At 70.4% G+C, this 14,441-nt stretch carries 14 protein-coding genes and 1 pseudogene; 4 read left to right on the top strand and 11 right to left on the bottom strand.

Translation table 11 applies throughout. The features are described 5' to 3' along the window. From A5706_RS16075 to A5706_RS16065, 3 genes are all read right to left on the bottom strand, one after another. On the bottom strand, nucleotides 1–1,042 hold a 1,042-nt coding region (locus A5706_RS16075), incomplete at its 3' end, for an NAD(P)/FAD-dependent oxidoreductase (RefSeq protein WP_197517856.1). Nucleotides 1,043–1,060: 18 nt separating this feature from the next. Further along, complete coding sequence (locus A5706_RS33695; RefSeq protein WP_068132336.1) at nucleotides 1,061–1,414, bottom strand: molybdopterin oxidoreductase; 354 nt, start codon at nucleotides 1,412–1,414, stop codon at nucleotides 1,061–1,063. After that, on the bottom strand, nucleotides 1,411–3,525 hold the full coding sequence (locus A5706_RS16065) for a molybdopterin oxidoreductase family protein (protein WP_068132334.1): 2,115 nt from the start codon (nucleotides 3,523–3,525) through the stop codon (nucleotides 1,411–1,413). Before A5706_RS16065 ends, A5706_RS33695 begins: the two co-directional genes overlap by 4 nt. A 204-nt stretch (nucleotides 3,526–3,729) precedes the next feature. On the opposite strand from A5706_RS16065, the gene A5706_RS16060 reads away from it, so the two are divergent. Next, nucleotides 3,730–4,632, top strand: coding sequence for an alpha/beta hydrolase (locus A5706_RS16060; protein ID WP_068132332.1), 903 nt, complete (start codon nucleotides 3,730–3,732; stop codon nucleotides 4,630–4,632). 7 nt (nucleotides 4,633–4,639) lie between these two features. On the opposite strand, the gene A5706_RS16055 is transcribed toward A5706_RS16060, so the two are convergent. From A5706_RS16055 to A5706_RS16045, 3 genes are read right to left on the bottom strand one after another with little or no spacing between them, the layout of a single operon-like run. Next, nucleotides 4,640–5,944 (bottom strand): amidohydrolase family protein, encoded by a 1,305-nt coding sequence (locus A5706_RS16055; RefSeq protein ID WP_068132331.1) that lies wholly within the window; start codon nucleotides 5,942–5,944, stop codon nucleotides 4,640–4,642. Further along, nucleotides 5,938–7,137: a CoA transferase gene (locus tag A5706_RS16050; protein WP_068132329.1), complete on the bottom strand. Its 1,200-nt coding sequence runs from the start codon at nucleotides 7,135–7,137 to the stop codon at nucleotides 5,938–5,940. Before A5706_RS16050 ends, A5706_RS16055 begins: the two co-directional genes overlap by 7 nt. A 25-nt stretch (nucleotides 7,138–7,162) precedes the next feature. Continuing rightward, a complete protein-coding gene (locus A5706_RS16045; RefSeq protein ID WP_068132327.1) occupies nucleotides 7,163–8,158 on the bottom strand; it encodes a MaoC family dehydratase in 996 nt (331 codons plus the stop codon). Between the two features lie 9 nt (nucleotides 8,159–8,167). On the opposite strand from A5706_RS16045, the gene A5706_RS16040 reads away from it, so the two are divergent. Both A5706_RS16040 and A5706_RS16035 read left to right on the top strand, forming a co-directional pair. Continuing rightward, nucleotides 8,168–9,334: an acyl-CoA dehydrogenase family protein gene (locus tag A5706_RS16040; RefSeq protein WP_068132325.1), complete on the top strand. Its 1,167-nt coding sequence runs from the start codon at nucleotides 8,168–8,170 to the stop codon at nucleotides 9,332–9,334. Nucleotides 9,335–9,411: 77 nt separating this feature from the next. Beyond that, a complete protein-coding gene (locus tag A5706_RS16035) occupies nucleotides 9,412–9,828 on the top strand; it encodes a CD225/dispanin family protein (protein WP_068132323.1) in 417 nt (138 codons plus the stop codon). A gap of 2 nt (nucleotides 9,829–9,830) precedes the next feature. Here the strand turns inward: A5706_RS16035 and A5706_RS16030 are convergent, their stop codons facing one another. The 4 genes from A5706_RS16030 to A5706_RS16015 are packed head-to-tail and all read right to left on the bottom strand — an operon-like array spanning nucleotide 9,831 to nucleotide 14,079. Then, nucleotides 9,831–10,787, bottom strand: coding sequence for an enoyl-CoA hydratase/isomerase family protein (locus tag A5706_RS16030; RefSeq protein ID WP_068132338.1), 957 nt, complete (start codon nucleotides 10,785–10,787; stop codon nucleotides 9,831–9,833). Nucleotides 10,788–10,789: 2 nt separating this feature from the next. Further along, on the bottom strand, nucleotides 10,790–12,304 hold the full coding sequence (gene fadD4, locus A5706_RS16025) for a fatty-acid--CoA ligase FadD4 (protein WP_068132321.1): 1,515 nt from the start codon (nucleotides 12,302–12,304) through the stop codon (nucleotides 10,790–10,792). Between the two features lie 33 nt (nucleotides 12,305–12,337). Next, on the bottom strand, nucleotides 12,338–13,369 hold the full coding sequence (locus A5706_RS16020) for an S-adenosylmethionine:tRNA ribosyltransferase-isomerase (RefSeq protein WP_068132319.1): 1,032 nt from the start codon (nucleotides 13,367–13,369) through the stop codon (nucleotides 12,338–12,340). Beyond that, nucleotides 13,366–14,079, bottom strand: coding sequence for an SDR family oxidoreductase (locus A5706_RS16015; RefSeq protein ID WP_068132318.1), 714 nt, complete (start codon nucleotides 14,077–14,079; stop codon nucleotides 13,366–13,368). Before A5706_RS16015 ends, A5706_RS16020 begins: the two co-directional genes overlap by 4 nt. A gap of 60 nt (nucleotides 14,080–14,139) precedes the next feature. Between A5706_RS16015 and A5706_RS35275 the strand changes: the two are divergent. Next, nucleotides 14,140–14,214, top strand: a pseudogene (locus A5706_RS35275) (redox-sensitive transcriptional activator SoxR); the annotation flags it as partial. On the opposite strand, the gene A5706_RS16010 reads toward A5706_RS35275, so the two are convergent. Further along, nucleotides 14,214–14,441 (bottom strand): MerR family transcriptional regulator (locus tag A5706_RS16010; RefSeq protein ID WP_369831878.1); only part of this gene is annotated, 228 nt, incomplete at its 5' end. The pseudogene A5706_RS35275 and the gene A5706_RS16010 overlap by 1 nt on opposite strands.

The raw sequence follows: 14,441 nt of genomic DNA, 5'->3' as shown, positions 1-14,441 counted from the left end.
CGGCGACCTTCAGCTTGGTGGCGGTGCGTGAACCATGGTATGCCGCATTGGGATTGGCGCCGGTCAAGTGGTCGGCCAGCACGCCGGCCTGTTCCCACAGCGGCGCGACCAGGCCGTAGACCTGTCCCCGGTGCTGCGCGCACTCGCCCACAACGTAGATGTCGTCGTCGTCGATCGAGCGCATGTGGTCGTCGACGACGATGGCGCGTTCGACGGTCAGGCCGGCGCGCATTGCCAACCCTACGTTGGGCCGGATGCCGGCGGCCATCACCAGCATGTCGCACGGCAGCGTGGTGCCGTCGTCGAATTCGATGGCCGACGGGAGGCCGTCCTCGGTCAGCATCCTTACCGTCCGCTTGCCGGTGTGCACCTCGATGCCCAGCGCCTCCACCAGGCGCCGCAGGATGGCGCTGCCCTGATCGTCGAGCTGTGCGTTCATCAGCGCGGGGCCGCCCTGCACGACGCCGACCCGCAGCCCCCGGTTCTGCAGGCCCCGCGCGGCCTCCAGGCCGAGCAACCCACCGCCGATAACCGCTGCCCTGCCTTTCCCTTCGGCGAACCGGATCATCGCGCGGCAATCGTCGATCGTCCGGAACCCGAACACGCCCGGCGCCAGCGTCTTGTTGTCTTGCCAGATGCCGTCGACCGGCGGGAAGAACGCCCGGCTGCCGGTCGCCAGGAGCAGCTTGTCGTAGCGCACCGTCGTGCCGTCGTCGGCGTGCACCAGGTGCGCGAAGGGATCGATGCGCACCACCCGCACCCCGGCTCGCAGGTCGATGTTGTTTTCGGCGTACCAGTCCAGCGGGTTGAGGTAGATCTCCCCGGCGTCATCGGAACCGGCCAACACGTTCGACAGCAGGATCCGGTTGTAGTTGCCGTAGGGCTCGTCGCCGAACACGGTGATGGCGAAGCGCTCCGCGCCGCCGCGCGCGAGGATCTCCTCCAACGCACGCGCGCCGGCCATGCCATTGCCGACCACCACCAGGCTGGCCAGGGCGGCCGGGCGGTTGCCGTTGGTCTCGGGTTGGGCCAGTGTGGTCATGACTCCCCTTGTCGCGCTTTAGATCTCGACGAGGCCGATGTCGACGAAGACGGTGCCGCTCAGCCCGTCGGGCGCCGCGACGAACACCTCGATGACGGTGTCGACGATCAGGTCCTCGACGACCCGAAGCGGCACGTGCACGGCGTCCTTGGCCCCAATGGGGAAGTAACGCATCGGCGCGCCGTCGCGCATCAGCACGATGGTGACCAACTCGTCGGTGCTGTTGCCGCCGCGGAAGTAAACCGGCTGGGTGATCGCCCCGGCCGGCACGACGTAGCGCAGCGACGCGTCCAGCAGGGACGGCGACTCGTATCCCTTGCCGTCGAAGGTGAACGCTCCCTGCAGGAATCGAGGGGTGCTGCCATCACTCATGTCTCATCTCCTTCGGGTGTATCGGATACTTCGGCCTTGGACACCGAGACCGCGCAGACTTTGAACGAGGGCATCCGCGAGTGCGGGTCCAGCGCCGGGTTGGTCAGCCTGTTGATGCCCGCCGCGCCGCCCCAATGGAAGGGCGCGAACACGGTGTCCGGACGAATGCCGTCGTTCAGCCGAGCCGTCATCACGACCTCGCCCCGGCGCGTCCTTAGCCGCACCTTGCCGCCGCTGCCGATGCCGACCCGGCTGCCCAACGTCGGGTGCATCTCGACCACCGGCTCGGGCTCGGCCTCGGCAAGCTGTGCGACCCTGCGCGTTTGGGCCCCGGATTGGTACTGACTCAACACGCGGCCGGTGGTGAGGTAGTACGGGAATTCGTCGTCCGGGACCTCGGCGGCGCCGCGTTGCTCGACGGGATGGAAGCGGGCCCGGCGGTCGGCCGTCGGGAAGTCCTCGATGAACAGCCGCGGGGTGTCGGGGTACAGCGGCGACGGGCAGGGCCAGAACACGCCGTTGTCGGAGGCGATCCGTTCGTAGCTGATCCCCCGGTAGTCGGCCTTTCCGCCCTGGCTCGCGCGAGTCAGCTCGCCGAAGACCTCCCGCGGCTCAGCCGAGAACCCGTGTACCCCTAGGCGCTTCGCCAGATCGGCCATCACGTCGAGGTCGCTGCGCGCCTCGTCGGGCGGCGTCAGAGCCGCGCGACGCAGGATCACCCGGCCCTCCAGGTTGGTCATGGTCCCCGATTCTTCGGCCCACTGCGTCGTGGGTAACACCACATCCGCCAGCGCCGCGGTCTCGGACAGGAAGAAGTCGGACACCACCAGGAAGTCGAGCTTGCCCATCTTCTCGGCAACATGCAGCGAGTTCGGCGCCGAGACGACGATGTTGGAGGCCAGCACCCACAACGCGCGCACACCGGCCGGAGCGCCGATGCCGCTGAGCATCTCGTAGGCCGACTGCCCGGACGACGGCAGGTCGGCCGGGTTGACACCCCATACCCGCGCGACGTGGGCGCGCGCGACGGCGTCGTCGAGCCGGCGGTAGCCGGGCAACTGGTCACATTTCTGCCCGTGTTCACGGCCGCCTTGGCCATTGCCCTGGCCCGTGATCGTCGCGAAACCGCTGTACGGGCGGCCCGGCAAGCCCAGCGCCAGGGCGAGATTGATGAAAGCCTGTACCGTGTCGGTGCCCGAGCTGTGTTGCTCGGCCCCGCGCGCGGTCAGGATCATCGCCCGATCGGCGCCCGCCAGCATCCGCGCCGCCGCCACGATGTCGTTCTCGGGCACGCCGGTGATCCGTTCCACCCGATCGGGCCAGTACAGCCGCACCGCGCGGCGCACCGCCTCGAATCCGGTGGTCCGCTCTCCGACATATTCTTCGTCGATAAGCCCCTCGCGGGCAACGACATTGAGCATGCCGTTGGCCAGGGCCAGGTCGGTTCCGGGGACGGGCTGCAGGTGAAGGTCGGCGCGACCGGCGGTGGGGGTGCGGCGCGGGTCGACGACGATGTGGTTGGCGCCGCGGGCGCGGCCCGCATCGAAATATTGCATCGCCGGGGGCAGCGTTTCGGCGGGGTTACCGCCGACGAGGAGGATGACATCGGCACCGGCGATATCGGCGAGCGGGAAGGGCAACCCACGGTCGATGCCGAACGACCGGTTCGACGCCGCGGCCGCCGAGGACATGCAGAACCGGCCGTTGTAGTCGATCGCCGACGTGCGCAGCGCGACCCGCGCGAACTTGCCGAGCTGGTAGGCCTTTTCGTTTGTCAGGCCGCCGCCGCCGAAACATCCGACCGCGTCGGGGCCATAATCCCGTTGCGTCTTCTGGAAGGCCGAGACGATCCTTTCCAGTGCCTCATTCCAGGTCGCCTCGCGCAGCGGGGCATCGCGCCCGTCGCGAATCAGCGGTCGGGTCAGCCGTTCCGGGTGACCGAGCAGCTCGGCCGCGGTCCAGCCTTTCGCGCACAATCCGCCGCGATTGGTGGGAAAGTCGCGTTGTGGCGCAAGCACGGGCGGCTTCGAGGGTCCCCCGGACGGGTCGAGCGTGATCCCGCACTGCAACGAGCAGTACGGGCAATGAGTTTTCGTCGGCGCAGGCGCCATCGGTGATCACCGCTTGACTGGTGAGCCGGCAAGCGTTTGGCCGGCTCGGCTGGATGTGCCCCCCATGTCGCCTCCCGATCGGCGCCTATAGCCCGAAGCTACGTGGCATGTGTTTCGGAGGTATTTCCCCGGATTGTCCGGACGACTACCGCGCGCTCACGGCCCCGGGTGCGCCGCCACCATCGCTTCGGTGATACTGGGCCGGTGCCGAACGACGACGTTCACCCCGACCTGCGCCACACCGCCCGCCTCGCCCCGCGGCATCTGATCGGTCCCCGCACCCTGCCGATCTTGCGGGCCCTGGGCGGGCTGAGTGAGCGCCGGCGCAAACCCGACCCGTCGGATGTGGAGGTAATCACCCTCGGATCGGGGGCCGGGATCCGGCTGTTCCGGCCCGCGGGTGCGACGGAACCTTCCCCCGCGTTGCTGTGGATTCACGGCGGCGGGTACGTGATGGGCAACGCCCAGCAGGACGACTGGCTGTGCCGCCGGTTCAGCAAGCGGCTGGGCATGACGGTCGCGTCGGTGGAATACCGCCTGGCGCCCGAACATCCGTATCCCGTGGCGCTGGAGGACTGCTATTCCGCGCTCACCTGGCTCGCCGGCTTGCCCGCCGTGGACCGCCACCGGGTCGCAATCGCCGGCGCCAGCGCGGGCGGCGGCCTCGCGGCCGCGCTGGCGCTGCTGGCCCGGGACCGCGGCGAGGTGAGCCCGGTGTTCCAGGTGTTGGCCTACCCGATGCTGGACGACCGAAGTTCGGCCGGCGACCCGAGCCCGAACCACCGCCTGTGGAGCACGCGCAGTAACCGGTTCGGCTGGACCGCCTATCTCGGCGCCGCCGACCCGCGGGTCGCCGTGCCGGGCCGCCGCGAGGACCTGAGCGGGTTGCCGCCGGCGTGGATCGGGGTCGGCACGCACGACCTGTTCCACGACGAGGACCTGGCCTACGCCCGGCGGCTGATCGATGCCGGGGTGCCCTGCCACGTCGAGGTGGTTCCCGGCGCGTTCCACGGGTTCGACGCGGTGGCGCGCAAAGCCCCGGTGTCGCAACAATTTTTCGACAGCCAGTGTGAGAGCTTGCGCGCCGCGCTCGCCGCGGCGGCCTGAGCGCGGGTCACATCGCGAAGTACACGAGCTCGCCGCCGATGACGGTGGCCGCGACCATGCCGGCGTCCAGCTCGGCCAGCGCCGTCGCGGGCGGCTCGGTCAGCACGCAAAGATCGCCCGGCTGACCGGCTTCGATCGACCGCGGCCGGCCCGGGCAATCGGGGCGGCCCAGAAACATCGTCAAAGCGGTTAGCGCCGAGACACATTCGTTTCCGTTGAGCACGGCGCCGCTGGGTGCGGTGCGGTACACCGCGGCCCGCATCGCCGTCCAGGGGTCGCCGTGGCCGAAGGGCATGTCGGTGGACAGCGCCACCGGCACGGCCGCGTCGAGCAGGGACGCCACCCGCCACAACTGGGGATGCTCGGCGGCGGGGACGTCGGCGAGGTACTGATCGCCGCGCTCGGCGACGAAGTTGGGCTGGGTGACGACGGTTACGCCGAGGTCGGCCAGGTCGGCCAGGTTGTCGTCCGGCACCACGGCCGCGTGCTCGATGCGATCCTGCGGATGGCTACCGGCGGCGCGCAGGGCCGCGATCGTGACCACCAGTTGGGCCGCCGTGACGCAATGGACGGCGACCGGGTGGCCCTCGCCGTGCCGGTCGGCGATCCAGGCCGTCAGGGCGTCCAGGTCCAGACGGTCGTCGTGCAGGATCTTCTTGCCCGGTGCCAGGAAGCTGGGCCGCGGCCGGAACTCGCCGCGGCGGTGCGCCACCAACAGCGCGACCATGTCGTCGGCGCCGAGGTCGGGGGTGGCGTCGGTGACCCCGGTGACACCGGTCGCGGTGATGCGGCGGCTGAGTTCGGCCAGGTCGGTTTCGCGCTGCTGCAGCGCGTCCGACCAGCCGTGGTCCGCGCTGCGCAGGCGGCCATCGGGGTGGTCGGGCAGGCCGACCCGGCCCAGCGCCTCGGAGTTCAGGATCCAAAGCGCCCCGCTACGGTGCTGGATGCGCACCGGAACGTTGCGCACGACGGCGTCGAGGGCCGTGCGGTCCAGCTCGCCGGCGACGGACTCGTGATAGCCCACGGCGCGAATCCACCCGTCCGGGCCCGGCGTTGCGTTCGAAAGCAGTTGCGTCAGCTGGGCTTTGGTGCTGACGCCGGGCGGCCCGACGAAGAACGAATCCAGCGCCGACGCGGCCGAGCGCAGGTGCACGTGGTGATCGTGCAGCCCGGGCAGGACGGTTCCGCCGCCGGCGTAGAGCACGCCCTCCCCCTCGCCGGTGACCAGGCCGTCACCCACCTCCTCGATCTGCGCGCCGACGCGAATGTCGACCGTTCTGCCGTCCAGCAACGTGGCGCGACGAATCAACATGACGGGCAACGCCTTTCGGAGACCATGCGGCGCACGGCGGCGTTGTCGGCGCCCAGCTCGGCCGCCGCGCCGCGCACCGCCGGTGCCCGCGGTGGCGGCGCGGGGTACGGTGCGGCCGACTCCTCGGTCGGCAACGCCGCATGGGTGGCGGCGACCGCGGCCATAGACACCTCGATCAACTCCCCGCCACCCCGGCCCAGCGATTCGAGGACCGCGAGGGCCGCCTCCAGCCCGGTCAGCGGGTCGGCGATGGCGTCGCCGCAGAACACCGGCCCTTGGGAACCCGGGCCGGCGCTACCCACCAGACCGCCGGCCACCGCGGCGTCGTCGCCGAACGCCGGCCGGGCGTCGCCGTATCCGCTGATGCGCAACCAGATTCGGCCCGTTCGCGGGGCGACGTCGTCCGGCCCGAGCCCCCGCCGCGCGAGCGCCGCGGGCCGCGAGCCCTCGATCACGATATCGGCGACGGCGAGCAATTCGCGCAGCTCGTCGGTCTGCTCGTCGAAATCGACACAGTAGGAGAGCTTTTCGCCGTTCATCCAGTCGTAGAAGGCGCGGTCGCCAGCGCGGGTGCCGTCCGGGCGGCGGGGGCTTTCCACCTTGACGACGGTTGCCCCGCCGCGCGCCAGGAGTTGCGCGCACAGCGGTCCCGCCCACATCGAGGACAGATCGACCACCAGCAAGCCCGCCAGCTCACGCGGATGCGCCCGGAAGCCCCGGTGCAACACCCGCGGCGACGCGGCGGCGGCCTCACCCAGCGCGGCCGCGGGAATGTCGAGCAGCCCCGCCCGTTCGACGATCGCGGGCGCCGGACGCGTTGCGGCCCAGCGCTGCAGCGCCGGCCAAGGATCGGCGGGCTCTTCCTCCGTCTCCAGCAGCGCCGGGACGGCGGCCACGTCGTCGGGGCGCGACAGCGTGATCGCGCACCAGCCGTCGGCGGCCGGCAGCAACCGGGTGGCGCCGCCCGCCGACACCCGGCCGCGGCGCGTCAACCCGAGCAGGGCGGCCCGCCCGGCCAGCAGCGCGGCCGGGTCGACGGGGACACCCGTGCGGCGACGGATGCCCGTGGCCACCTCCTCCGCGCGGGCCAGCACGTTGGCCCGGGAGAAGTCGGGCGGGCCGTCGGGCAGGCCGGTCAGGCTGGCCAGCCCGCTGCTGCCCCAGCTTGACGAAGCCGAACTCACGCCCACCATTGTGCGCGCGGCGTGCGCGTGCGACTCAGAAATGCAGCGCGTCGAACCGCCAGTCCAACACCGGCCGGTCCGTGTCGCCGACCGCGTAGACCACCGAGCGCAGCTCCAGGACCCCGCCACGCTCGGTCGGGCGGGCGGTCTCGACGTGCAATTCGCTGTACAGGGTGTCGCCCTCGTGCACCGGGCCGGTGTGATCGCAGGACTGCCAACCCAGGACCGTCGCCAGGTTGGGCAGCAGCCTGCTGGCCTGCGCGAGCGCCAGCCCGATGGTGTGTCCGCCGTACACCAGCCGCTGCCCGCCGACCCGCGAATCATGGTGTGTGGCAGCGATGTTCAAGGTGAGCCGGGCGAGTTCGGGCGCGCAGCTGACCACGTCGCCGGTGCTGCGCAGCACCGTGCCCGCCAGGCCGGGGTCAAAATGCGGGCCCGGCACCTTGTTTCGGAAGACGTCGGCGTCCCAGTGTGCGGTCGGGTCGTGGACCGGGCCGGGCACGTCGACGCCGACGGCCGACAGATCGTCGGCGGGCGCGTCCTCGGGATTCCAGCCCGGGCTGGCCGGGAGCATGCCGCACCGGTAGAAGTCGAGGACCAGCCGGTCGGCTTGATCGATCGTGATCATCCGCAGCGCCGCCATCCCGGTCGGCGCCCGACCCGGCTTCGGTGAATTGGCTCGCAGCCCAACCACTTCGGTGCGGGTGTAGATGGTGTCGCCGACGACGGGGAACCGGTGAAACACCAGCCCGCGATAGAACAGGTTGGCCTTGACCCGCTGGGTGGCCAGCGTCGACTGGCCGATCGCGACGTCGCAGACCAGCGCTGGGTGTGCCAGCGGTCCCGGCACGCCGGTCACGGCGGTGCTCAGCACCGCGTCGCAGGCCAGGCGCAACCGGTCCCCCACGATCGCCTGATGCGCGGCGGCCATCCCCGCCGAGAGCGTCATCGCCGGCGCCCAGTCGAAGACCTGGCCGACCGAGAGGTCGTCGAAGTAGGGGCCGCCCTCCCGCACCTGCGCATAAGTCACGGGGCCAATATGGCACACGTGAGCACAGAGCTGAACGAAGAAGAGGACATGCTGGTCGCCACGGTGCGGGCGTTCATCGACCGCGAGGTCAAACCCGCCGTCCGCGAGATCGAGCACGCCAACACCTATCCCGAGGCGTGGATCGACCAGATGAAACGGATCGGCATCTATGGCCTGGCCATCCCCGAGGAATACGGCGGCTCACCGGTGTCGACGCCCTGCTATGTGCGCATCACCGAGGAGCTGGCCCGCGGCTGGATGAGCCTGGCCGGCGCGATGGGGGGGCACACCGTGGTGGCCAAGCTGCTGACGCTGTTCGGCACGGAGGAGCAGAAGCGCGCCTACCTGCCGCCGATGGCCACCGGCGAGCTGCGCGCCACCATGGCGCTGACCGAGCCGGGCGGCGGCTCGGACCTGCAGAACATGACGACGACGGCTACCCAGGACGGCACCGGGACTCTGGTCATCAACGGTTCCAAGACCTGGATCTCCAACGCGCGCCGGTCCGGGCTGATCGCGCTGCTGTGCAAGACCGACCCGAACGCGACGCCGCGCCACAAGGGCATCTCGATCGTGCTCGTCGAGCACGGACCGGGACTGACCGTCTCGCGGGACCTGCCCAAGCTGGGCTACAAGGGCGTCGAGTCGTGTGAATTGTCGTTCGCCGACTTCCGCGCACCGGCGTCGGCGGTGCTGGGCGGCCGGGTCGGCGAGGGCTTCGCGCAAATGATGAAGGGCCTCGAGACGGGCCGCATCCAGGTGGCCGCCCGCGCCCTGGGCGTGGCGACGGCGGCGCTCGAGGACGCGCTGGCCTACGCGCAGCAGCGGGAAAGTTTCGGGCGCCCGATCTGGAAGCATCAGTCGATCGGTAACTACCTGGCGGACATGGCGACCAAGCTCACCGCCGCGCGCCAGCTCACCCGCTACGCCGCCGAGCGCTACGACAGCGGCGAACGCGCCGACATGGAGGCGGGGATGGCCAAGCTGTTCGCTTCCGAGACGGCGATGGAGATCGCGCTGGACGCCGTGCGCATCCACGGCGGCTACGGTTACTCCACCGAGTACGATGTCGAACGCTACTTCCGCGATGCCCCGCTGATGATCGTCGGCGAGGGCACCAACGAGATTCAGCGCAACGTGATCGCGGCGCAGCTCGTTGCCCGGGGCGGGATCTGACGCGAACCTCCCTGATCGGCGCCCGGGTTTGCTGTATATTTGCCTGACTTCGGCGCCGGCAAAGAGAGGCAGCTGCCATGAGTTATCCCCCAGGGCCGTACGAAGGTTCCCCAGAGTGGCAGGGCCAGCAGCCGCCGGCTTGGCAGGGCCAGCCACCGCCGCCGCCACCCGGATACCCGGCCCCGCAACCGGGTTGGCCGGCCCAGCGCGAGCCGGACAACTACCTCGTCTGGGCGATCCTGGTCACGGTGCTGTGCTGCCTGCCGTTCGGGATCGTCTCGATCGTGTACTCCACCAAGGTCTCCGGGCTGTGGACCCAGGGCCGCTACGCCGAGGCGCAATCCGCCGCCGACAGCGCGAAGAAGTGGGCCATCATCGGCGCCATCGCGGGCGTGGCCGCCTACGTCATCATCGGCATCCTGTACGCCTTCGTCTTCGCGGTCGCCGTCTCGAACCTCCCGTCCACGACCACCACCACCTATCCGGGCTTCTGAACCTACGTGAGGCCTTGGGCCCCAACGTAAGTCGCGTCCACCAGCCCCCACTCCCGGGCGGTGTCGGCGCCGATCGTCCGGCCGGACAGCACCAGGTACGCGGTGCGCCAGCGCCCGATCCGCCGGGGGATGCTGACGGTTCCGCCGGCACCCGGGATCAGCCCGAGGCTCAACTCCGGTAGCCCGAACACCGAATCGTCGTGCGCCTCAACCCATCCGCAGAACGCCGCCATCTCCAGTCCGCTGCCCATCACCCGACCGTGCACCCGGGCTCGGCATGCCTGGCCCAGCCGGGCGGTCAGCGCGTCGAGCGCCAGCGCGGGGCTGTGCCGGGTGCGGGCCAGGTGCGCGCTCGCCGGGTCGGCGAAGGTGCCGAATTCCGCGAGGTCCCCGCCGCTGCCGAACGATGGACCGTTGCCGCTCAACACGATCCCGGTCACCGACGGATCGAGCAGTGCGACGGTCAGCGCCTCGAGCAGCGCGGCCCGGGCATCGGTGGAAAACGCGTTGTGGCGTTGCGGGCGGTTGAACGTGATCCGCAGCGTGTCCCCGTCACGTCGGGCCAGCACCGGCTCGGCGATGTTGGGCATGCTTGCCGGGCCGCGTTCGGCCAGCCATCGCGCGAACTCCGGGCCGGCCTGCAGTGTGGAGTAGGCCAGCGATTCGGTCACCACCCCGGCCAGAGTGGGGCCCGCGGGGTCGACCGCACGCAGCACGTCGTCGCACACCGCGCTGGCGTGCGGCCACCGTTCACAGCGCTCGGTAAGCTCGGCCAGGGCGTCGGGCACCGAGTCGACGACGACGACCCTGCGATCGTCACACGCCTCTTCGGTCAGCGTGAAAGTGGCGCGATCGAGCCATGATTCGGCGGCGTCCGCGATCGGCCCCACCGCGACCCGCACACCCGGCAGCACATCGTCATCGGGCGGCGGCGGCCCGCTCAGATCGACGACACGCAGGGTCACACCGAGTACTTCTCGATCAGCCCGTTCTTGTAGAGCTTTCCGGTGTCGGTGCGCGGCAGCTGCGCCTCGAAGGCGATCGAGCGCGGACATTTGTAGTGCGCCAGGCGGTCCCGCAGCCAGGCGGACAGCTCGTCGGCGAACTGATCGGTGGCGTCGGCCGGGTCGACGGTCTGCACCGCCGCCATGACGCGCTGGCCCATCTCGTCGTCGGGAACGCCAAACACCGCGGCGTCCAACACCTTCGGATGGGTCACCAGAAGGTTTTCCGTCTCCTGCGGGTAGATGTTCACCCCGCCGGAGATGATCATGTGGTGCCGCCGGTCCGTGAGGTAGAGGTAGCCCTCCTCGTCGACGTAGCCGATGTCGCCGACGGTTGCCCAACCGTGCGCGTCGCGCGAGGCGGCGGTTTTCGTCGGGTCGTTGAGGTACTCGAACGAAAACCCACCCTCGAAGTAGATCTCGCCGGGCTGGCCTGGCGGCAGCTCGGTTCCGTCCTCGCCGAGGATGTGGATCTGGCACGCCATGGGCCTGCCCACCGAACCCGGGTGCGCCAGCCATTCCTCGGCGCTGATCAGCGTCGACCCGATCGCCTCGGAGGACGCGTAATACTCGTCGATGATCGGCCCCCACCAGTCGATCATCTGCTTTTTGATCTCGACGGGGCACGGAGCGGCGGCGTGCATCACCCGCTGCAGGCTGGACAGGTCGTACGAATCACGAACGGCGGCAGGAAGTTTCAGCATGCGGGTGAACATGGCCGGCACGAACTGGCCATGGGTGACCCGGTGGCGCTGGATGGCGTCCAGCGTGCCCTCGGCGTCGAACTTCTCCAGCACAACCGTGGTGATGCCGCCGGCCTGCGCGCTCATCGACCACACCGACGGCGCGGTGTGGTACAGCGGGGCCGGGCTCAGATAGATCGAGTCGGGAGTCATCCAGAACTCGACGAGCGCCGACATCATGCCGGGCGCCTCGGCGGGCGGCACGTGCGGCAGTTCGCGTTTGATCCCCTTGGGCCGCCCGGTCGTGCCCGACGAGTACTGCAACAAGTCGCCCTCGATCTCGTCGTCGATCGGGGTGTCCGGTTGGTTCGCAACACATTCGGGGTAGCGCTCCCAGCCCGGCAGTTCTCCGTCGGCGATCATCAGCACCTCGGGCAGCCCGGGCAGATGGTCGCTCAGCTGCGCCAGCGTGTCGCGCAGCGCCGCCGAACCGATGATCGCCTTGGCGTTGCTGTTGTCGACGATGTAGGCGGCCTCGGCCGCGGTCAGGTGGGTATTGATCGGCACGTAATACAAACCGCTGCGGCGGGCCGCCCACATCACCGCGTGGATGTGTTGGTTGTTCTCCATCAGGATCGCGACGGTGTCCCCCTCGCGCAGGCCGGCCTGGCGGAACCGATGCGCCAATCGGTTCGCGTGGGCTTCCAGTTCATCGAAGGTGACGACCGTCCCGGACGGGTAGAGGATCACGGCGGGCTTGTCGGCGCCGACATGCTGGCGAATCTGCATGCGCCGACTGTACGACGCCCCGTTTGACACGTGTCATGCGGGCAGCAGCAGCGCGCTGTCCCCGAATTCGTGCCACAGATAGCCACGCGTGACCGCCTCCCGGTAGGCCGCGGCGACCAGGTCGGGGCCCGCGACGGCCTCGAGCAGCAGCAGGTGGGAGGCGCCGGCGTCATGCCACCCGGTGACCAGGCCGTCTACCACCCGGCACGGGCGCTGCGGGCCGAGCACCAGGTCGGTCCAGCCGACCGCCGGCCGAACCACGCCGGCCGGGTCCGCGGCCGACTCCAGCGCGCGGGTCACCGTCGTGCCGACGGCGATCACCCGGTTGCCCGCCGCGCGCGCCGAGTTCACCATCCGCGCGGTGGGCGCCGGCACCTCGAACAGCTCGGGGGTCGGCGGCTCGCCGGCCTCGGCCGACGACACCCCGGCGTGCAAGGTGATCGGCGCGATCCCGATCCCGGCGGAGACCAGCGCGGTCACCAGTTCGGTGCTGAACGGTCGCGCGGCGCTGGGCATTTCGGCGCTGCCGGCTGACCGCGCGAACACGGTCTGGTAGTAACGCAGCGGCCACTCCCGCGGCACGTACGAATACCGGATCGGGCGCCCGTGCCGCGCGAGGTAGGCCCACAGGTCGCCCTCGAGGATCATCCGCGCGGTCCACAGCCGGGCACCCTCGACGCCGGGTTCGGGGTACGACGAGCCGATGACGAGCGCCGCCCCGCCGGGCAGGTCGACACGTTCGCCGTGCCGCACATCGGTGAGGTGCCCGGCGGCGTCCGCCGCGGGCCGCAGTTCCACCACCCACTCCTTGTCGCCGCGCGCCGTCGAGAAGTGCACGGTGATGTCCTGCCCGCCGCGGCGGCCGTCGACCGCGGCCGGCAGCGTGGCGGAGTTGTTCACCACCAGGAGGTCGCCGGGTCGTAGGTGGTCACCGAGGTCGGCGAAGCGGGCGTGGCTGATCCGGCCCGGGCGGGCGACCAGTAGCCGGACCCCGTCGCGGGCCAGGCCGCGGGCTTCGGGCGGCTCGCTGGCGTCGGAGCCCGGGGGGCGCTCGAAGTCGATCATGACAGCGCACCGGCCAGCAGCTCCGCGGCCCGGTAACGACCCCCGGGCGGCCGCGTGTCCAAGAGGTGCAGCAACGCGGGCACGACGGCCTCCGGTTCGCCGCGATCGGAGATGTCCTCTCCGGGAAAGGCGGCCTGGTGCATCTCGGTCCGCATGTCGCCCGGGTCGAAGGCGTACACGCGAACCCCCGCCACTTCGACCGCGAGGATGGCCGACAGCTGATCCAGCGCGGCCTTCGACGACCCGTATCCGCCCCATCCGGCATACGGCTCGACGGCGGCGTCGGACGACAGGTTGACGATCACCCCCGTGTTGTCGGCGAGCGCCGGCAGCGCCGCCCGGGCGAGCGCCAGCGGGGCGAACACGTTGGTCTCGTACACGTCCCGCAGCTCGCCCTCCGGATAGTCGGCGATCGCGGGCTGCGGGCTGGGTCCCAGCCGGCTGGCGTTGTTCACCAGCAGGCCAACGGGACCGGCGTCCAGCGCGGCGGCGATCAGGGCGTCGCGGTGCGACGAGTCCGTGACGTCGCCGGGCAATCCGATGAATCGCTCCGAATTCAGTTCAGCTGCAGTGGCATTGAGTTCTTGGGCGCGGCGGGCATCGGCGACGACGGTCCACCCCCGGTCGAGCAGGGCGGCGCTCAGGGCCCTGCCGAATCCGCGGGAGGCGCCGGTGACGATGGCGACGGGACTGGGTTGCGATTGAGTCATGGGGCCCATACTGGTAGTTGAAGTAAACTTCAAGTCAAGTCTTCATCCGGAAAGGCCGCAATGGACAAGCGCGATCTGTTCACCGTCAGCGAGATCGCCCGCCGCAGCGGCTTCGCCGCCTCGGCGATCCGCTTCTACGAAAGCCAGGGCCTCATCACGGCGACGCGGACGTCGGGGAGGGTGGCGAGCGCGTCGGCTACCTCGTCCAGGCTCAGCCCGACGTTGCGGGCGGCCTTGATGAAAGCCAGCCTGCGCAGCATCTGCCGTTCGAAGCGGCGCTGATTACCCGACGTCCGCGTCGCCGTGATGAGGCCCTGGCTTTCGTAGAAGCGGATCGCCGAGGCGGCGAAGCCGCTGCGGCG

It is taken from the genome of Mycobacterium sp. E796, from assembly GCF_001672815.1.
In the GTDB taxonomy this organism is placed as follows: domain Bacteria; phylum Actinomycetota; class Actinomycetes; order Mycobacteriales; family Mycobacteriaceae; genus Mycobacterium.
Note: the sequence above shows the minus strand (reverse complement) of the source record. Positions and strands in the feature narration are given on the sequence as shown.